Origin of the sequence: Paenibacillus sp. FSL H8-0457 (assembly GCF_038051935.1) — a bacterium.
Taxonomy (GTDB): Bacteria; Bacillota; Bacilli; order Paenibacillales; family Paenibacillaceae; genus Paenibacillus_AQ; species Paenibacillus_AQ lautus_A.
On record NZ_CP150293.1, the window covers coordinates 439,107 to 460,097 of the forward strand.

Genomic DNA, 20,991 nt, shown 5'->3' on the forward strand with positions numbered 1-20,991 from the left:
AACCCCAACCAAAAGGAGAGAAGGACCATGACAACGTTGCAAATCGTAGAAGGCCAGGATCGGATATTCAATGAGGCCGGGTTTCAGATTGCAGGAAACCACGGCCCGAATTTGGAGGGCGGCTTGTCACCGAGAGAGCTGCTGGAAGCGTCCCTGGCGCTGTGCGTATCCATCTCGCTCCAAAAAATAATGGCTTACGACGGCGTGGAATATGATAAGTCTTCCATTCATATCGAAGTGTCATCAGTAAAAGCAGAGGATAAAAGCAATAAGTTCTCGCATTTCAACGTCCTTGTCTCGCTGCCGCCAACGCTGGAGCCTGCCTACAAGGAGAAGCTGAAATCCGTCGTAGAGCGTGCATGCACGATCGGCAATACGCTGAAAAGCGAGGCCGTCGTTGAACTGATCGAAGTGAATGAGCCTATCGAAACGAGCAGCAATGCGTAAAGGATTAGATGAAATATTAACCATTCAAGTCTATTCAACAAGAAAAGCCTTAGTCCGTGTTTCACCGCGGACTAAGGCTCTTCTGTTCTTAAGGGACCGTACGAATAAAATACGGAGACGTGATGCTTCTTCATTTTTATATTGTAAACGCGTCCGGTCACGACTGCGGCTGCATATTCCGCTCAAACGCGACGATCCAGTCGCCCTGGATGGCGGCATAGCCGGTATCCCCCTCCACGACAAGACCGTACAGATTCTTGACGTCAAGATACTCGTTTCGTTCTCCATTATCAAATTCGAGGGTGATGTAATAATACGTACGGGATGAATGGTTGGCGTGCATCATTCCGTTATCGCTGTTGTGGTGATTGGTATGATGGCGGACATCCATCCGTTTGGAGACGACCCGGGCAAACTCGGAAGTGCGCGGGGACTTGGCGTTCTTAACATAGCGGGCGCCATTGGAGATGAAGCCCACGATCACAATGACGAATACAATCCCGATCAGAATGGGAACCAGCGTAAACATAAAATCAAAACCTCCGCCAAAAGACGGGCCTTGGGGCATCATCGACGGCACTCCTCCTGTTCCGTTATTTTTCCATTGATTATATGTACGGTAAAAATGACTAAAATGTTTCAAATTTTGGTTGGGGCAATGGATGTTCCGAGCAAGTAATGACCAACGGTTGAGTTGTGGCCAACCTGGATTCCGCCGTTCCTTATTGACGTATCAATGACATGAGAGCGAGCGATCCGAAGCGCGGTACATAAAAATCGGCCTCAAGAGCGAGGCCGATTTATTTTTATTGTATGAACAAAGCTCTAACTCCACTAGGGAGCCTTCACTTCACATGTACTCCCGAGCCCGCATAATGCAGCCCCAGTTGATATGCCCGCTCCAGCAGGCTCTCCATGTGCTCCGGCCTGCCCTCTAACGTATCATAGAAGAATTCCACTCGGGAATCTTCGATTCCGGAATAGTTGGCCATGCCGACGTTGAGGGAATGGGACAGCATCGTATCATAGCTCCGCTTGGCAAAATGGTCCTCCGACGCTCCTGCCAATGCGATCCATAACGCCTTCTTGTGATGGAGCTTGGAACCGCCGCCATATGCGAAGCCGTGATTCCAGACACGGTCGATATACCCCTTCAGCATAGCCGGAACCCCGTACCACCATACCGGGAAAATATAGGCCAGCGCGTCGTGCTGTTTCATTCGCGCGATCTCATTTTCAACCTCAGCGGAAAAAACCTTGCCAGCATCAGACCAATCGGGTTCGTCCGCCTCCCACAGAACCGGATCGAAACCGATGCGGTGAAGATCCAGAACCTCCGTCTCATGTCCGGCATCTTGAAGCCCCTGCACAAATCGCTCCGTGACAGCAAATGTAAAGGAGTTCACTCTGGGATGAGTGACAACGGTCAGTACTTTCATCATGAATCACCTTCGCTTTCTTCTATAATGTGTTGAATGTGCTTTGTTTTCTTGCAGTACTGGTATAAGGGGATTATGTATCATATAATGGCTGGAAGGAAGTACGCACTTATTTGTTCTATAGGTACCTAAAGGTGCTATTAGCACCCTAAAGTGCCCTTCATAGTCGCAGTAATTTTACGTCCGGGAGGTGAGAGGATCTTATGAATCGCGATCGACAATACCATATTCCGTCCGAAGCCACCATGGAGGTGATCGGCGGCAAGTGGAAGATCGTTGTGCTGTGCCACCTTAGTTATGGGCCCAAGCGTACGAGTGAAATTAAGAAAGAGATGCCGGATATTACGCAGAAGATGTTAACCCAGACCCTTCGGGAGCTGGAGGAGGATGGGATTATTACGCGAACGGTCTTTAATCAAGTGCCGCCGAAGGTCGTGTACGAGCTGAGCGAATTGGGCGTTTCACTGCAGCCCATCCTGGATCAAATCTGTGAGTGGGGCGAGAAGTATATGAATGGAGAAACGAAGGTAAGTGCTCCATGAAGTCATGATAAAAGCTGCTGACCTTAGGGAATGAGTCGGCAGTTTTTTTGTTTTTCACGTTATCCATCCGGTTGAAATGTCCGTTCTGCGTGCCATTATTTTAAATCGGTTAGAAGGAAAGGCAGGGATATTGTGGAATATATAGTCCTTTAGACTCATGCGGGTTCTGAAAGTTTCGGCCAAAACGGAGTTTGTCGAGAAATTGAATAGTTACTAAAGATATAATAGGTAGAAGACTCAGGGCCGGGCGGGCTGTAACCATAAGAATTATCATCTTAGGGTATGCAGGGAGAGCCATCCTTGAATTAATAGAAACGTTTGTCTCTCGGGTAACGTATGAACTTCATAGGACCTAAGGATTACTCACAAAAGGAGTGTGCACAGCTCAGATGGACGGCAATTATAACTTGTATATTGTTGGGCTTTCAATTGCGATCGCTATACTTGCTTCATACTCGGCTTTGAATATTACGTCCAAAATTTCGGACGCGAACGGCAAATCCAAGTTTTTTTGGCTATTCGGGGGAGCCATGGTCATGGGAAGCGGCATTTGGTCCATGCATTTTGTCGGCATGCTGGCGATGCACATGAATATGAACGTGAAGTACGATGCCTTTCTGACCATCATGTCGATGCTGGCCAGCGTGATTTCCTCATTCATCGCGTTTTATATCACCATGCCCAAGGATATTAACTGGTCCAAAATCGCCATTGGCGGTTTCGTTATGGGAAGCGGCATCGTGACGATGCATTACATGGGAATGGAAGCCATGGTCGTACACGCCGACATACGTTACGATCCCGTCTTTTGGATATTGTCCGTCGTCATTGCGCTGGCGGCCTCCTATGCGGCCTTATTATTGTTTCTTCGTTTTCGCAGCCATTCCAAGTCCAGCTTTCTCAAGTGGGGCTCGGCGGTTGTCATGGGATTCGCCGTGTGCGGGATGCATTATACAGGGATGAAGGCGGCGCGCTTTGAAGCGCATGCCGGCATGATGACGCATCAGCCGCAGTCTGTGGATTTCTTCCTTTTGTACTGCGTGACGGTCGCGATTTTTGCTATTCTGTTGATTTCCTGGGGCGCGATGTTCTTTGACCGGCATGTGCTGGAAAAACTGGCCTATCAGGATACGATCACGGGATTGCCCAACCGCAATGAGATGAACCGGTTCTTCAGGACGAATGCCGAAACGGATAAGATTACGATCCTGTTTCTGGATCTGGACCAATTTAAGGCCATCAACGATACGCTGGGTCATAATGTCGGGGATTTGCTGGTCCAGGAAGTGGGCAAGCGGCTGCGCCAATTCATTCGAAGCGGCCAGCAGGTGTTCCGGATCGGGGGGGACGAATTTCTGGTTATTTTGAAGCAAAGCGACCCGAATTATGCCCAGCGCTTAGCCGATGATATACTCCAACAAATTAAAAAGGTGTACCATATCGACGGCAACGAGCTGTATGTGACGGTTAGCATCGGCATCAGCATCGGTTCCGTCCATAGCTCGGATCGTACGACGCTGCTGAAGAATGCCGACACCGCCATGTATAAAGCGAAGGGGCTCGGCAAGAATCAGCAATGCCTTTATGACGAGGAGATGGGGCTTCAAGAGGTTCGCAAGATGGAATTGGAGAAGGACCTGCAAAGAGCGCTGGAGATGAAGGAGTTCTTCATCGTGTATCAGCCGAAATGGAATGTGCAAAGCGACCGCTTGGTCGGATTCGAGGCGCTGCTCCGCTGGAAGCATCCCCGACTCGGCGTGATTTCTCCTCAGGAATTCATTCCGATAGCGGAAGAGACGGGGCTGATTATTCCGATGACCCGCTGGACGCTTGAAGAAGCATGCAAGCAGTGCAGGGTGTGGCAGGATAGCGGGGTTGTCCAGCCGGTCTCGGTGAATCTATCGGTCCGTTTATTTCATGGCGACAATCTGCTGGAGCTCATTCAAAACGTGCTGCGCAAGGCGGATTTGGAGCCGCGGTTGTTAGAGCTGGAAATTACGGAGTCCATGGTGCTGCACGATGTGAACGATATCATCCGTCAGCTTGGGAGTATCCGATCCTTAGGGGTTAAGGTCTCCATGGATGATTTCGGAACCGGCTATTCCTCGATTGGGCTTTTGGACCGGATTCCGATTGATGCCCTGAAGCTGGACCGCCAGTTCACCAATGATTTGGACACGCCCAGCAAGCGCGCCATCGTCAACGCCGTCGTTCTTATGGCGGAAAAGCTGAATCTGGACGTGATCGCCGAAGGCGTGGAGAATAAGGAGCATATCGACTTTTTGACGGGGCTCGGGTGTCATGTCATGCAGGGTTACTATTACGGAAAGCCGATGGATATCCATGAGATTGAGGTCTGGATGTACGACCAAGATCATAAGGCCGAAGAGTTCGCGGTCCTTCGATGAAGGGCGGAAGGGAATAGATACGGTTCATAAGAATAACGGGCACCGGGAGGTGTCCGTTATTTGTTGCTTTTGGGTACATCAAATGACTGGCGTTCCCAGGTATTTTAGACAAAATAGGCAATTTCCGCGCGCGGGAAATATTCTTGGATTCCCTTTTCGAACAGCTGCTGAAACTCCTCGACGGTTTCGGCCTTATAGACATACTTGAATTTTCCATACCTTCCCCACTTTAACTGCCGGTCCTCCTCATCCATGTCCAGCTTGGTTTTGGGGTACCGTTTCAAAATGGTGTTTTTGGCCGTTTTGGTAAACCGGTGCTGAATGAGCTCAAACGTCAGATCCTTAACCTCCACATGGCTCAATCGCTCGTGGAGCTTCTCCAATAAATGCCAGTATCCTTCCTGCCATCCGTCATATTTGACGATCGGGGCAATGATGAAACCTAACGGATATCCGGCTTCGGCAATTTTCCCTGCGGCTTCAATGCGTTCTTCGAAGGAAGAGGTACCCGGCTCGAAATAACGGATCACATAATCGGAATTGATGGAGAAGCGTACCCTGGTATGGCCGCCGTGATCGATATTGAGCAGGGAATCGATGTTGGCGAATTTCGTCACGAATCGCAGTCGGCCATGTTCCTGCTTGGCCATAAATTCAATGTAATAGGCCAGTGCCCCGGTCAAATGCTCCAGAGATACGGGATCGCCGGTACAAGCGGCCTCGAACCGGGTGATTTCGGGCGACCGCTCAGCGATGTACTGCTTCGCTCGGCCCAAAATTTCATCCAGGTTGACATAAATCCGGACATAAGGCTTCGAGCTCATGGTGGTTTGCAGGTAGCAGTAATGACAATGCCCTGCACATCCCGTGGTCAGCGGGATGGCATACTCCGCAGAAGGCTTGGACGTGTCGAAATCCAAGGTCTTCCTAATCCCGACGACTAGGGTGCGTTTGGCGTTTCGGTATTTTTCGGTTTCGGTCTCCCCCGGAATGCCGGTTACCCGATTATGGGAGGTGGTCATTTTGATGGGTGTGCCTAATTCCTCAAACCATGCATGCAGCTTCTTCCCAAGCGGATACTCCAACGCATCCGGCTCAAAAAAGACGAGTTCCGGGTCAAAACGCTCCAACGAATCTTCCTCCCCCGCAAAAATTTAAGGATATGGATTATAGGATGGGCAATGGTCAGGTTGAACATGCATTGTACAAGTTATGAGTTTGTATGGTGCTGTTTTAAGCAAATAGGGGATGTGATGAATCTGTGAGCGATCATCGTTCAACATGGACAATTTAAATATATCATGTTATATTGTTATATAAATTAGCAGGTTTTGGAGTACCGTTGGAGGGATATCAATTTGAAAGATGCAGCTTCCACGAAGCCGATGTATGAACAGATTTTTAACGAGATGAAGCGAAAGATCTCAACCCATATGTTTCGGATTGGAGATAAAGTTCCATCAGAGAAGGAACTTGCGGATGAGTACGGAGTTAGCCGAATCACGAGCAAGAAAGCCTTGGATCTGCTGGCGGCAGAAGGCGTGATCGTGCGCAAGCCGGGCAAGGGATCGTTCGTAGCCGATCCGGATGAGCCTGTGGTACACAGGGAACCCATCTCCTCAGAGAGCACAGAAACGGGAACGGCCGGCCGGGAGAAAATGATCGGCCTGGTCATCACGGATTTTTCTTCAAGCTACGGGACGCGGCTGATCTACAGCATGGAGCAGTATTCCAGGGAGAATGACTGCTTTCTGGTCCTGCGCAGAACGTTCGGGGACCAGGATAACGAGGAATTGTCCATCCAGAAGCTGCGCAATCTCGGCGTGAACGGTCTTATCGTATTTCCCGCGCAGGGTGAATATTTTAATGCCGAAATATTGAAAATGGTCATTGCCCGCTTCCCGCTCGTCCTGATTGACCGCAAGCTGAAGGGGGTCGCTGCGGCTTCCATCAGCACGGATAATCTTGGGGCAGCCGTGCAGGCGGTGGAGCATTTATTCGATTTGGGTCATCGCCATATTTCCCTGCTGTCTCCTCCGCCGAGGGATACGACGGCGGTCGAAGAGCGGATTGAAGGATTCGTTCAGGCTCATGCCGCCCGGGGCATCGCGTTTGACAAGGAAATCTGGATCAGTGACGTAACGGCCACGCTGCCCAATGCTTTCTACGAAAGCAATATTGAACGGGAAATACAGCGGATCATGCAGCATTTGCAGGATCATCCGTCGATTACCGCTTTTTTTGCGATTGAGTACAATATTGCATTGCTTGCTAAGGTTGCGGCTGAACGCCTCGGTTTGCGGGTCCCGGAGGATCTATCGATCATATGCTTCGACAGTCCGCAATTAAATATCGGTGAGGGGTATTTGTTTACCCATATGCGGCAGAACGAGGAAGAGATGGGAAGGCTGGCGATCGAGACGGTGCTGGGCATCATGAACCACGACGCGGTTGCGGTCGAGAAGAGATTGCCTGCGGAATTGGTGGTTGGCGCATCTACCGGTCCCGTCAAGGAATAGCAGAAACTTGTTCAAACGTCTGCGCAGCTGGCGCAGCCTTCGATGCATAGTGTGTTGGAAAGTGACCGGCGAATTGGTAATTCCCTGACCGACCAAATGAAAATTCGAATTCGATAACGAAAACCTTGGAGGTTGAACCTTACAAACAGGAAACGTGAATACGGAATGTTTGTAATGTCTTCCCTTACCCATGCACGCATGCAAACCATGCGCTCACGAAGCTGTGAGCACATGGTTTTTTTTGTTCTTAATTCGGTGAGGAGCAGCGTTGTTTTGTGTCGACGTTTACCAAATACCTAATATAACATTTAATTTATTTTATATATTGACATATTAACTAGATAACAATATACTGATTCGTGATAGCGGTTTCATAATTCCATCAAGTGAAAGGGGAACATCACGTGCAATCCATAACTGAACTGCCAGAGGCCATTAGGCGGTTATCGGACATGGTTCGGGCGAAGCAGCCGAAACGAACGGCTGACATGTTCGAGAGATGCCTAGCCAATACCTGGAATACCACCTTGAAGCGAATGGAGGACGGCACGACGTTTGTCATTACCGGGGATATTCCTGCCATGTGGCTGCGCGATTCGGCTGCGCAGGTCAGGCCCTTCCTGGTGCTTGGAGAGGACCGCGAGATCGGCGACATGATCCAGGGCGTGGTCAGACGCCAGTTTGACTATATTCTGCGGGATCCGTATGCCAATGCGTTCAATGAGTCTGCAAATGGGATGGGACATCAGGATGATGCAACCGAGATGAGTCCGTGGATTTGGGAACGCAAATACGAGATCGATTCGCTGTGTTACCCGATCCAGCTCAGCTACCTGCTGTGGAAAAACTCCGGAAGAACCGGCCATTTTGACGAAACCTTTCGGGCAGGCGTGCGGCAGATTATCGAGTTGTGGACGACAGAGCAGCACCATGAACAGAAATCGGCTTACACCTTCGAGCGAAGCAACTGCCCTCCGTCGGATACGCTGGTCCGTCGCGGAAAAGGAGCGGAGACGGCATATACCGGCATGACCTGGTCCGGCTTCAGGCCGAGCGACGATGCTTGCGCCCACGGTTACCTGGTTCCGTCGAACATGTTTGCGGTCGTTGTGCTGGGGTATGTGACGGAGATTGCCGAGGAGATTCTGAAGGATCGGGAGCTGGCAGCGGCGGCGGAGGGGCTCGCGGCACAGATCGAAGCCGGCATACAGCGGTACGGCATTGTGGAGCATCTGGAATGCGGCCCTATCTATGCATACGAGGTGGATGGATTGGGTTCGGTTAACCTGATGGACGACGCGAATGTGCCCAGCCTGCTGTCCATTCCGTACTTGGGATACCGAAATGCGGAAGATCCGATATACGCGAATACGCGGAGGTTTATCTTGAGTGAGCGGAACCCGTACTACTTCTCCGGGACCGCTGCATCCGGCATCGGCAGTCCGCATACGCCCGATCAATACATATGGCATATTGCGCTTGCGATGCAAGGGATGACCGAACAGGATGAAGCCGAGCGGCAGCGCCTCCTTGAACTGCTGCTGGCAACGGACGGAGGAACCGGGCTCATGCATGAAGGGTTTCATGTGGATCGGCCGCAGGAATATACCCGGCCTTGGTTTTCATGGGCCAATATGATGTTTTGCGAACTGGTGCTGTTGTGTTCCGGTATCGCGGTTAAACGGTAAAGCTAGCAGCGGGATGAAGCGGCGAACCAAGCTTGGAATTCATAAGGGAGGGTTAACGAATGAAAAAGCAGTGGAAGATCGTATGGTCGATGATAGTTGTGATTGGGCTTCTGGCGGGATGCTCAGGAGGCAGCGGCGGCTCCTCCGGCGGAGAAGCCAGCGGCGGCAAAACGGTGCTGACCTTCTGGGGAGACTGGGGCGGAGAAGGGCAGGAACAGATCCAAACGATGGTGGATGCTTTTAATAAATCCCAAGATAAAATCGAGGTGAAGTATGCCCTGCAGCAGGACGTGGTGACGAAGTTTCTGACCGCGGCCACGAACGGGGGGACGCCGGATGTCGTGTTCTGGGACCGGTGGCGGACCGCGCTCTATGCACCTAAGAACGTGCTTCATCCCGTGGACGAATACCTGGAGCGCGACGGCGTCAACAAGGAGGATTTTTACGAAGAGGCTCTGAAGGAGCTTACCTATGAAGACAAGCTGTATGGATTGCCGTTGACGGTGGATGCGCGGGCCCTGTTCTACAACAAGAAAATGCTGGAGGAAGCCGGGCTTGAGCCGCCAACCACCTGGGATGAGCTTGAGGCGGCAGCCAAAGCCACGACCAAGTGGAACGGGACCAAGCTCGAAACGGCGGGGTTGTCGATGGGGGATCCCGGACTGTTCAACATGTATTTGCAGCAGGCGGGCGGAACGATGCTGACCCCGGAGAACACGATGAACGTGAACAACGAGAAGGGCAAAGCGGTATTGGACTTCTGGGGACGTTTGCTGAATGAGGACAAGGTGTACAAGATCGGTTTCGAGGACGGCTTGGGCGAAGGAACGGATGCGTTTGTAACCGGAAAAGTCGCCATGCTCTACACCGGCCCGTGGATGCTGAGCACCTATGATAAATACGGCAAAGACCTGGAGTACGGCATCGTGCCGCCACCGGCCGGACCGAACGGCGACAAGGGGAGCGTTATGGGCGGCTTTGGGCTTGTCATTCCGCAAGGCTCCAAGCATCCGGAGGAGGCTTGGGAGTTTATCAAATGGTGGACGGCCAACAAGGACAATGCCGTGTTATGGGCCAAAACGAGCCTGAATATGCCGGGCTTCAAGCCTGCCTTTGAAGATCCGTTCTTCGCGGACGATCCGAAATGGATTCCGTTTATGGAAACGCTCGAATTTGCCAAAACAAGGCCGACGCATCCGGGGTACTCCGTTATGGAGGAGAATGCCGTCATTCCGAATCTGGAGCTGTTCATGCAGAACAAGCAGAGCGCCGAAGAGACCCTCCGGCTCAGCCAGGAGCAGGGCGATAAGCAGCTGAAGGAAAATGCCGTTGCCCGTTAACGCATTCGGGGATTCTAGGAGCTACAGAAAGGAGCATGAGGATGACTTCCGCCACGAAGCCAGTCAGCGCCAAGCCTGCCTCCGTCACGAGGCTCGGCAAACACCAGGCCAGGATGGGCTACCTGTTCATTATGCCGACAATGCTGTTATTTGCGGTATTCATGGTGATCCCGGTTGGAATGGCACTATACCTGAGTTTTACCAATTATGACGTGCTCAGCTCGAACGACTGGGTCGGCATGGACAATTACAGGCGATTGTTCGGCGATGATTTGTATTGGAAAACCTTCGTTAACGTGATGATCTATGCGGTGGTGTTCGTACCGCTCAACGTACTGATCTCCCTTCTGCTGGCGATCCTGCTGAACCGGGCGGCGAGGGGAGTCAAGGCGCTGCGGACGTTTTACTATCTTCCGACTTTGACGTCGGCGGTCGCGGCGGCCACCGTCTGGATCTGGATGCTGCATCCCGAATACGGGCTCGTTAACGGGATCCTGTCGCTGTTCGGCATCACGGGCCCGGCCTGGGTGTCCCAGACCGATACGGCCATGCTGTCGATTATTATGATGACGCTGTGGCAGAGCGTAGGCTCCAATATGATCATTTACCTGGCCGGACTTCAGGGCGTGCCGGATTATCTGTACGAGTCCGCTCGTCTGGACGGTGCCAGCAAATTCGATTGCCTGCGTTACATTACCTGGCCGCAGCTGCGGCCGACCACGTTCCTTGTCAGCACGATGTCGATTATCGGCGCGCTGCAGCTGTTTGATCAGGCATTCGTGCTCACGCAGGGCGGACCCGCCAATGCAACGAAAACGCCGGTTTATCTCATTTATCAGCAGGGCTTTAACCAACTGCAAATGGGGTATGCATCGTCGCAGGCCTTCGTGCTGGCGATGGCGATTCTGGTCTTCTCGCTGATCAGCATGAAGATCAATAAATCGGAAGAATCGATTGTGTAATCGGGGCTTAGAGGAGGAAGACAAGAGATGAGAGCAATTGAGAGTCAGGCCAAGCGGCAGCGAATCCTTACCGCGAGCGTCTTCTATATCGGTGCCATTCTGATCGCCATCGTCATGTTTCTCCCGTTCTACTGGAGCGTGATGACCTCTTTTAAGCCGGATGAGGATATGTTCTCGATGCCGATCAAATGGTTCCCTACGGACATCACGCTGGAGCACTATAAAAAGGCGTTCACAACCGTACCCTTCGGCCTTTATTTCTGGAATTCATTCTTTCTGGCCATTACCGGCGTGCTGCTCAACCTGTTCTTCGGTTCGCTCAGCGGCTACGCTTTTGCCAAGCTGAAGTTCAAAGGCAACTCGGGACTCTTCCGCGTGCTGCTGGCCGCGATGATGGTCCCGGGCATCGTCACGATGATCCCGAGCGTGTACGTGCTGCGCCATATACCGCTGATGGGAGGCAACGACCTGTTCGGAAGCGGGGGCATGGGGCTGATGAATTCCTTCTGGGGGATCATTCTTCCGGGGGCTTCCGGCACGTTTGCGGTGTTTTTCATGCGGCAGTTCTTCCTGACGCTCCCCTCCGACATGATGGAGATGGCGCGGATTGAAGGCTGCGGCGAATTCAAAATTTTTTGGCGCATCTATTTGCCTCTGACCAAGCCGGCGCTGGCAACCCTGAGCATCTTCACGTTTCAGGCGGGCTGGAACAGCTTCCTGTGGCCGATGATCGTGCTGAACGATCCGAACAAGGCGACGATCCAGATGGGGCTCCAGGCGTTCTCGTTCAATTTCCAGACGGATTACGGCCCGATGATGGCCGGGGCGCTGGTGGCTATTTTGCCGATCCTTGTCCTGTTCCTGGCTCTGCAGCGGTACTTCATTCAGGGCATCGCATTTAGCGGGATCAAAGGCTAGCGGGATGGAAGCTGGATATCTTTGACGGAATGGAAAAAGAAACTTGCATATTGAGATGTCAGGAGTGATTTCGACAATGATAACGGTGTCCGGTATTTGGACCAAAAGGGCCGATGAGGCGCAGCGCGCGCTGGAACGTCATTTCTGGAATGATTCGATCCGTATGTACAATATAGAAACGCCGTGCCCGGACGGGGCGTGCAATACGATTTTCCATTATTGGTGGATGGCGCATGCGGCGGATGTGCTGGTGGACGGTTATGTTCGCACGGCAGATCCGTTGTATGCGGAGCGGCTGGAGCAGCTGTATGAGGGAGTGCTCCGCCGAAATAACGGCGAATGGCCGAATGAACTGTACGATGACATGGAATGGATGGCGCTGGCATGGCTGCGCGCCTATGAGGCGACGGGGCTGGAGAAGTACAAGCAAGCGGCGCTGACGCTCTGGGAGGATATTCAAACCGGCTGGAACGACATTCAAGGCGGGGGAATTGCTTGGCACAAGGAGCAGCTCGGTTATAAGAATACTCCGGCTAACGCGCCTGCGGTTATTTTGGCGGCACGGCTGTATCGGGCTTTCGGTAATCCGGCGGACCTGGAATGGGCTCGGAAAATCTACGCTTGGCAGAAGAATGCCCTCGTGGATCCTGCCACAGGTTTTGTCTGGGACGGAATGAACCGTACCGGGGACGGGGCCATCGATAAAGATTGGAAATTCACGTATTGCCAAGGCGTATTTATCGGAGCAGCGGTCGAGCTGTTTCGGGTTACGGGTGATTCGGCGTACCTTGAAGACTCCAAGCGGACCTTTCAAGCGATGCGCGTAGAGCTGGCGGATTCGGCAGAAGGCATCCTCCCGGACGAAGGCGGAGGCGACGCCGGATTGTTCAAAGGCATCCTGATCCGTTATGTAACGGAAGCCATCAAGGTATGGCCTGAAGCAACAGAAGCTGCAGGGTGGCTGAGCCGGAACGCCAATGTGCTCTGGGAACAGGGAAAGACTGCAGATGGCGCGTTGTTCGGGACCGATTGGAAGGGCCGCCGAACGTCTGAGGCTATCGTTCAGCTCAGCTCGCAGCTGAGCGGCGTGATGCTGCTTGAATGTGCGGCCGTGCTGGAATCCGCAGGGCAGGCCGGGGGGAGCGATGGTCGGCATTCTGCGGCGAACTGGGATGAGAGAGCGGACCTGCTGCAGGAGGCAGTGTACCGAAATTACGGAAACCCGGACAGCGGCATTATGGATCAATGGTTTCCGCGGGAACATGCCGGGGCAGGCGAGAATTTCTATTATTGGTGGCAGGCGCATGTGCTGGATGTGCTGGTGGACGCTTATAAGCGCACGGGAAAACCGATGTATGCCGACCGAATGGAAGCATTCAGCCGAAGCCTGTATAAGTACAACGGCCATACGTTCACCCACAATTATTACGATGACATGGAGTGGACGGCACTCGCGCTGCTGCGTGCGCATCAGGCTACCGGAAGCGAGTGGTATAAGGAGCAGGCGCTTACGCTGTGGGAAGACATCAAGACCGCATGGAATGATCACTGCGGGGGCGGCATGGCGTGGAAGAAGGATCAGCTGGATTACAAAAACACGCCGGCTAACGCGCCTGCCGCCATTTTTGCGGCGAGGCTGTATCTTTTGGAGCGAAACGAGGAGGATTTGATATGGGCAAAGCGCATCTATGAATGGAACAAGAGCCGGCTTGTCGATCCATCGACCGGGTTTGTATGGGATGGCATGAACCGGCTCGGCGACGGTGAGATCGATTACGATTGGAAGTTCACGTATTGCCAGGGCGTGTTCCTCGGTGCCGGAGTGGAATTATACCGTTGTACGGGGGATAAGTCCTATCTCGAAGACGCTAAACGGACCGCTGACGCGTGCATGCTGGAGCTGTGCGATCCAAAAACCCTGCTTCTGCCCGATGAGGGCATTGACGACACGGGTCTGTTTAAAGGCATCCTCATCCGTTATCTGCTGGTGCTGCTTGAAGAGGCGCCTGAAGAGGACGCCGTACGCCGAATGATCCAGCGTAACGCGGAAACGCTGTGGGAGAAGGGAATGCTTGAGGATGCTGGTTTATGCGGCCCTGCCTGGGATGCTCTGCCGACTCTTCCCGTTCAACTGAGCGTGCAGCTGAGCGGAATGATGCTGACGGAGGCTGCGGCCGTGTTGAACAAATAGCTTTGATTTGCTGTCAGCGATGCTGGCGTCTTGTGAATGATTGGAGAAGAGCACGCGGATCAGCGTGCTCTTTTTTCATTTTATTCCCAATTCAACCAAATCGAGATGATTGTCATATGACAATATTCATGACAACACACACTGTTGGTCGCACGGGCCATGCGTTATATTTATGAGGTAAATCACATCCTGGCTTGGATACGAAACATGATTTCAGATGCTCTGTGAAGTAAGGTCATATCCGTTCATGAGGTGATGTATGTCCATTAATCTGAAAATAGAAGACGTTTGTATTCAGCTAGGAATTGACATTCATAAATTCAACTTGGAGAACCCTGAAATCAAGACCGAACCCGAAGTCCCCTACCCAGGTTACCCTCATCAACCGTCACCGCGATTTGGCAAACCCCTGTCATTACCTAAAATCTGATCGATGTCATATGACAATTTAATGACACCACTCACTATTTGTCGAGCTGCCCTTCTATTATATTAAATATGTTCGGTACAACAACGACGATCGTCATGAATAGGCAGTGCTTGTTGCAGATGTTTCACAACGTCCATACATACGGCAAGCCATGAGAACAGACCACCGAAGGGGATGGTCTGTTTTCCCCATTCGTTCTGTCGAAGATTTCGGAGCCGAGCCTTCTGCATATCAGAAGCAAAGAAAAACCGCGAGCTTTTTGCGATTGATATAGCGCGGCAATGACGAATGCTATAATAGCCTTAATTAGCCTGCGATCATTAAATACGCTGTTACATATAATCAGGGAGTGGAACTTTATGTTTGAAATGCCAGGATATCAAACATTGGACGTAATCCATACTAATGGAGACATTCAACTCTTTAGACTTTCGCGTTCTATCGACGGTATGTGCGTCTTAGCCAAGACAACGCGCGATGCAGGTCCGGAATCGGCCATGGTGGCTGCTTTTCGATACGAGTATGACGTATTGAAGAAGCTGGATGGCCGTGGAGCCTTGGAAGCGTACAGTTTGGAGATGATCGAAGATCGGCCGGTTCTTCTCCTGAAAGAGATGGCCGGGGTTACATTGGAACAGCTGCTGCGGGCATATTCTGACGTTCCGGAACTTCCGGATCTCCTGCGCATGGCTGTTGCCATAACCGATTGTCTTATTCGGATTCATCGAGAGAATATGACGCTGAACGAAATCACGCCCTCTCATCTGATGGTCAATCCCCGCACCTTTGAAGTGAAGCTGATCGATATCCGTATGTGTTCAACCGAAGCGGGCAAAAGCCCGTTGTCTTCCTTAAGCCGGCCGGATGCGTTTCTTCCTTATATATCGCCTGAACAGACACGCAGAACGGGAATGACGCCGGATTACCGATCCGATTTTTATTCCCTCGGGATCATATTATACGAGTGGTTGTCCGGTACTTTACCCTTTGAACATATCGACCCTGTAAATACGGTATACCGCCATCTTGCCGGCACCCCTGAGCCTCTGAACCGCAAATTCCCATTCATCCCCAAAATAGTGTCCGATATTATACAGAAATGCATGGAGAAGATGCCCGACGATAGGTATATCAGCGCATTCGGTATTCAAACGGACCTTGAGGAGTGTTTCAATCGGCTTCAGGTTACAGGCGAGGTGGAACCATTCCGACTTGGAAGCCGGGATATACCGGAACGATGGGTGGAATCGGCCCAATTCTACGGACGGCAAGCCGAGCTGCAGATGCTGCAGGATGCAGTGCGGAGGGCGGCTAGCGGGTCTGTTGTGCTGGTTGGCGTTAGCGGTACGGAGGGGATAGGAAAAACTTCTTTTCTCATGGAAGCTCTGGAACAGGCTGCATCTATGGACTATTTCTTCATCAGGGGCAAGTTCGGCACCCATCAGACGGCTCAGCCTTACGATATTTGGATTCAGGTGATCCGTAAACTGATTCGTCAACTGCTGACCGAGGGCACACTGCAGGCCGAAGTATGGAAGCTGCGGATTCTTCAAGCGGTTGAGGATTACGGGAAAATTCTGATTGAACGGGTTCCCGAGCTGGAATTGCTGATAGGCCAACAGCCGCCTGTTCAACCGCTGCCGCCCGTGGAAGCCCAGGAACGGTTTCATCTGATCATGAACCGATTTATCCAGTTGTTCCTTCGTCCGAACTGTCCCCTGGTTCTATTTCTTGACGATCTTCAATGGGCGGACGAAGCATCTCTTCGATATCTGGAATTTCTTCTGGACGACAGAGCAACCAAGCATCTGCTGGTTGCATTGGCTTACCGTGATCAAGATGCAGACCCGATCCGTCGATTAGAAAACCGTTTGACTCATGATCGTATACTACGGAATCGTATCGACCTGCAGCCGCTTGCCTTGGAGGATATAAACCAGCTGTTAAAGGATGTCATGCGTTATAAAGATGGCGATGTAGAGGAGCTGGCTGTTGCCTTGCTTAGGAAGACAGACGGCAACCCCTTCTTTCTCAAGCAGTTTCTTGGAGATTTAATTGCCCATGGCCATGTGTTCTTTGATCCATCGAGCAAAAGCTGGTCATGGGATTTGCCGTTTATTGCCGAAATGAACATTCCCGATAATGCGGTCTCCTATCTGACGGATCGATTGCAGGTAATGCCACCATCCACAAAGATTGTAGTCGGCTATGCTTCATTTCTCGGGAGCCGATTTGATCTGGAAACCCTCTCCATTATATCCGGGCTCCACATAACGAAACTGGCGAAGGAACTGGAGATGGCAGAAACGATGTCATTGGTGCAGCTCATCAACGACGGTAGCCGAAGCTCCTATAAATTTCAACACGACCGCATCCAGCAGGTGGCTTACACGCTTGTTCCGGAAGAAGAACGCTCGGAATTGCATTGGAGCATCGGCTTGCTCTTCCTTGACCGAATGAATCTCGGTCAGGGAGATGGTACGGAGGCTTTATTTGAAGCTGTTAATCATATGAACCTTGCCGTGGAGGGGAACCGTCAACCTGAACAGAGAACAAGGATGGCGGAGCTGAACCTTAGGGCAGGCTTGAAGGCGAAAGAATCGACCGCCTACGAGACTGCTCTGCGATATATGCGCCTTGCAACGGCTTATTTGGAGGCGGACGGGGATAACTGGGGGACAAATTATGGACTCGCTTTTCAGGCCAACCGGGAACGAGCGGAATTGGAATATTTATGTGCCCATTTCCAGCTCGCCCACGACTTGTTCCAATCTTTGATGGAGAAGGCGGTTACCCCTTTGGACAAAGCATCGGTTTGTGTACTGAAGATGCATCTGAAGGCAAGTCAGGACCATTATGGGGAAGTGATCTCGTTAGGTCAAGATGCCTTAAGGCTGCTGCAAGTTGATTTTCCGTCTGATTTCGGTTCATTCGGATTGACTCTCCAGTGGTTACGGCTAAAGCGGAAATTAGGCAAGTATTCGATGAAAGAACTGGATCAATTGCCTCCCATGACGGATGCGTCCCGGCAGCTGGCCATATCCGCGTTGGTTCATATGAGCAATGCCTCGTTCTATGTCAATCGGAAGGGATGGCTTTCTTATACTCTAACGATCGTCGATATGACGCTGCGTTACGGCATGACCCCGGAGGCCTCCATCGGGTTTATGGGCTACGCCCTGTTCATGTATTATCGCTTTCGTCATGAAGAGGCATTTAAATGGGGAATGCTCGCATATCGCTTGTCGAAACCATATCCGCAGCTGCATGTGAGAACGCTGACCGCATTTACTTTGTGTTCCGATAGTTGGCGGCGATACGACCCGGCTCTGCTCGGGGTATTTACCGAGAAGGCAGGCAAGATCGGGTTAGAATCCGGCGACTTGTGGCAAGGGAATCAAAGCGTGCTGATCAATTGTGGTTCCCTCTTACAGTTTGGTCATCCGTTAGGTGAGATATATGACCGGCTAATCGCAAGCTCAGGGAATATCTTAAGACATCATAATCATCTTCATTCCAAGCAGCTTAAAGTATTTATTGCGCTTCTCATTCGGTTGACGGGCGTTCGATCACCTGACGATCCCTTCGATACCGGGCAGATTACGGATGCGGAGTTTGCCGAGTCGGTTCACGGGGATTCATTCCATGTGATTGAAGAGTTAGTATGCATTTATCGATATTTACCGGGGTATCTGTTTGGCGAGTATCGGGAAGCGAATGAAGCGTTAGCGAGGTCAGCCGTTATCTTGGAAAAGCGGAAAACGGCCGGTGATCCGATTCTTCAATACTATTACGAGTCGCTGGTATGGGCACAGCTTTACGAAGAAGCGCCGATGGAAGTGCAGAACGATTATATGGGGAAATTGCGCAAGCGGCTAAGCAAAATGAAAGAATACGCCATTCGCTGCCCAGAAAATTATCAGCATAAATATTTGTTGATGAAAGCGGAGATATTTCGGTTGATGCGGAGGAACCTTCAAGCCGAGGAGTTATACGAGCAATCGATAGAGGCTGCCCGCCAATATGGACATATTCACGATATGGCGATGGCGGCGGAGTGTTACGGCAAATATGGCTTGCGTCAAGGCAAGCCGCGTCTGGCCAGAATATATATGACGGAGGCTTATGAAGCTTACGTGCAGTGGGGGGCTTTGGCGAAGGCAGCGGTCCTTAAGCAGGAGCACCCTCATCTGCTGCAATTGAGACCCGAGTCTGGATTGGAACGCGTGGATACGCTCTCGGTCATGATGTCCGCACAGGCTTTATCGGGTGAAATGGAGATGAGCCGGCTGTTGGATTCGCTGATGCGAATTATGCTGCACAATGCGGGCGCGGAGTATGGGGCGGTTATTTTCGACGATGAGGGCAAATGGACAATTGAGGCTTGGGGCACATCAGCGGATATCCGGATCGAGTCCGTGCCGTTGGGGGAGGAATCCGAAATCGTACCTGCCCCCATTGTCGGTTATGCAGCCAGAACGCAAGAGGTCATTGTTCTCCATGACGCGTCTAATGAAGGAATGTTTGTACGCAATACGTATGTCAGGAACAAAGGGTTAAAATCGGTGCTGTGTCTACCGATTATCCATCAGAATCAACTGACTTGCGTTCTATATATGGAGAATAAATTATCGCGCAGCATATTTACGCCCCAGCGGCTCGATATATTGAAATTGCTAGGCTCTCAATGCGCAATTTCGATCAAAAATGCCAAGCTGTATACCGGGATTCAATATTTGAAGGAAAATCTGGAGCTTCAAGTGGAAGAGCGAACGCGAAGTCTGGAGCGATCGATGAGGGAAACATCGGCCGCGCAGGCTGAGGCCTCTGTCTATGAGGAACGGAATCGTATCGCGCAAGAGATTCATGATATTGTTGGGCATACGCTTACTTCGACGATTCTGCAGATTGAAGCAGGCAAAAGGCTGCTTCATAAGGATATGCAGGCCGGAGTTCAGCGGCTGAACGAGGCACAAGATTTGGTGCGCCACAGCCTCAATGAAATCCGGGGCTCGGTACACATGTTAAGGGAGGACAAATATGCCCATCTTCCCAATATGCTTCAGGAGTTAATCCGGGATACGGAGCGAAACGCTGGAGTTACTATCCATGCGTCTATCCATGATCTGCCCGAATGGTTGTCTACAGCATGTAAGAAGACGATCTATCATGCGCTGCAGGAGGGATTAACTAACGGAATACGCCATGGTGGAAGCATGGTGTTCCATTTTAATCTGATGCTCGTGGGGTCGGAGCTTGAGTTCAGGCTTCAAGACCAAGGTATCGGGGCTCGCACAATCGTTAATGGTTTTGGACTGAAAACAATGAGAGAACGCGTTGAACAATTGGGAGGCAGCTTGACGGTGGATTCCAGACCCGGTCAAGGTTGTCTGCTTCGGATTAATTTGCCTTACCAAAAGCAATGGATTGGGGAAAAGGAATGGAAAAAATCACGATTGTAGTGGCTGACGACCAGCTGTTAACACGCGAAGGGCTACGGACGATACTGGATCTGGAAGACGACATGGAGGTTGTAGGGGTAGCCAAGAACGGGGAAGAAGCTTGTGAATTGGCGGATGCCCTCCAACCCAGACTTGTACTGCTAGATATTCAAATGCCCGTCATGGATGGAATCCAAGCGCTGAAGCATATAAAACAGAGCCATCCGGATATCTTTATTCTTATTTTAACTACGTTCATTGAGACGGATTACATCGTAGAAGGAATGGCGCACGGAGCGAACGGATACATGTTAAAGGATATGGATGCGGATAAAATGATTGCATCGATTCGGGATACGATTGCGGGACAGTTCATTCTTCCTGCTCCGGTTGCTGCTAAATTGGCGGCAAGAATGAGCAGAATGTCAGAGGGGCATTCTGGTATGCTAAGAAATCGGTTGGATCGAATCCGGTTGACCGAAAGGGAAGAAGAACTGGCAAGACTGATGGTCCAAGGGTTGAACAACCGGGAAATCGCGGATATGCTGCATATTGCGGAAGGCACAGCCCGTAATTACATTAGTAATCTCTATAGTAAATTGGAGGTTGTCGATCGGGCACAGGCTATCGTCCGGCTTCAGGCGATGTTGTGAACGGGTGCGACGA

The 20,991-nt window shown here is 51.4% G+C and carries 14 protein-coding genes; 11 read left to right on the forward strand and 3 right to left on the reverse strand.

From position 1 onward, the window contains the following. The first annotated feature begins 27 nt into the window (after window positions 1-27). Window positions 28-447, forward strand: a complete 420-nt coding sequence (locus MHI43_RS01910) for an OsmC family protein (protein WP_009593933.1) — start codon at window positions 28-30, stop codon at window positions 445-447. A 157-nt stretch (window positions 448-604) separates the two neighbouring features. Here MHI43_RS01910 and MHI43_RS01915 read toward each other — a convergent pair whose 3' ends face one another. Together MHI43_RS01915 and MHI43_RS01920 are read right to left on the reverse strand one after the other, a co-directional pair. Then, window positions 605-1,018 carry a DUF2500 domain-containing protein gene (locus MHI43_RS01915; protein WP_036664795.1) on the reverse strand — a complete coding sequence of 138 codons (414 nt, stop codon included), beginning with the start codon at window positions 1,016-1,018 and terminating at the stop codon, window positions 605-607. 274 nt (window positions 1,019-1,292) lie between these two features. Next, window positions 1,293-1,886, reverse strand: a complete 594-nt coding sequence (locus tag MHI43_RS01920; RefSeq protein ID WP_036664794.1) for an NAD(P)H oxidoreductase — start codon at window positions 1,884-1,886, stop codon at window positions 1,293-1,295. Between the two features lie 203 nt (window positions 1,887-2,089). Here MHI43_RS01920 and MHI43_RS01925 point away from each other — a divergent pair, with 203 nt between their 5' ends. Beyond that, entirely contained in the window at window positions 2,090-2,428 is a 339-nt protein-coding gene (locus MHI43_RS01925) for a helix-turn-helix domain-containing protein (protein WP_009593955.1), read from the forward strand. A 389-nt stretch (window positions 2,429-2,817) separates the two neighbouring features. Then, a complete protein-coding gene (locus MHI43_RS01930; RefSeq protein ID WP_036664793.1) occupies window positions 2,818-4,836 on the forward strand; it encodes a bifunctional diguanylate cyclase/phosphodiesterase in 2,019 nt (672 codons plus the stop codon). A 104-nt stretch (window positions 4,837-4,940) separates the two neighbouring features. On the opposite strand, the gene splB is transcribed toward MHI43_RS01930, so the two are convergent. Beyond that, entirely contained in the window at window positions 4,941-5,966 is a 1,026-nt protein-coding gene (splB, locus tag MHI43_RS01935) for a spore photoproduct lyase (protein WP_012818594.1), read from the reverse strand. Between the two features lie 228 nt (window positions 5,967-6,194). Here splB and MHI43_RS01940 point away from each other — a divergent pair, with 228 nt between their 5' ends. The 8 genes from MHI43_RS01940 (at window position 6,195) to MHI43_RS01975 (ending at window position 20,978) form a co-directional block, all read left to right on the forward strand. Next, on the forward strand, window positions 6,195-7,355 hold the full coding sequence (locus MHI43_RS01940) for a GntR family transcriptional regulator (protein ID WP_051425403.1): 1,161 nt from the start codon (window positions 6,195-6,197) through the stop codon (window positions 7,353-7,355). Between the two features lie 452 nt (window positions 7,356-7,807). Continuing rightward, window positions 7,808-9,043 (forward strand): glycoside hydrolase family 125 protein, encoded by a 1,236-nt coding sequence (locus MHI43_RS01945; protein WP_051425402.1) that lies wholly within the window; start codon window positions 7,808-7,810, stop codon window positions 9,041-9,043. A 59-nt stretch (window positions 9,044-9,102) separates the two neighbouring features. Then, the gene (locus MHI43_RS01950) at window positions 9,103-10,383 is read left to right on the forward strand and encodes an ABC transporter substrate-binding protein (RefSeq protein ID WP_012818597.1); all 1,281 of its coding nucleotides are present in this window, start codon (window positions 9,103-9,105) and stop codon (window positions 10,381-10,383) included. Between the two features lie 41 nt (window positions 10,384-10,424). Then, window positions 10,425-11,345 (forward strand): sugar ABC transporter permease, encoded by a 921-nt coding sequence (locus MHI43_RS01955; RefSeq protein WP_009593927.1) that lies wholly within the window; start codon window positions 10,425-10,427, stop codon window positions 11,343-11,345. 27 nt (window positions 11,346-11,372) lie between these two features. Next, entirely contained in the window at window positions 11,373-12,263 is an 891-nt protein-coding gene (locus MHI43_RS01960; RefSeq protein WP_009593907.1) for a carbohydrate ABC transporter permease, read from the forward strand. A 76-nt stretch (window positions 12,264-12,339) separates the two neighbouring features. Beyond that, on the forward strand, window positions 12,340-14,454 hold the full coding sequence (locus MHI43_RS01965; RefSeq protein WP_036664792.1) for a glycoside hydrolase family 76 protein: 2,115 nt from the start codon (window positions 12,340-12,342) through the stop codon (window positions 14,452-14,454). 789 nt (window positions 14,455-15,243) lie between these two features. Beyond that, window positions 15,244-20,346 (forward strand): AAA family ATPase, encoded by a 5,103-nt coding sequence (locus MHI43_RS01970; protein WP_036664791.1) that lies wholly within the window; start codon window positions 15,244-15,246, stop codon window positions 20,344-20,346. Beyond that, a complete protein-coding gene (locus tag MHI43_RS01975) occupies window positions 20,325-20,978 on the forward strand; it encodes a response regulator transcription factor (RefSeq protein WP_036664790.1) in 654 nt (217 codons plus the stop codon). The genes MHI43_RS01970 and MHI43_RS01975 overlap by 22 nt, the downstream gene beginning before the upstream one ends. The last annotated feature ends 13 nt before the right edge of the window (window positions 20,979-20,991 follow it).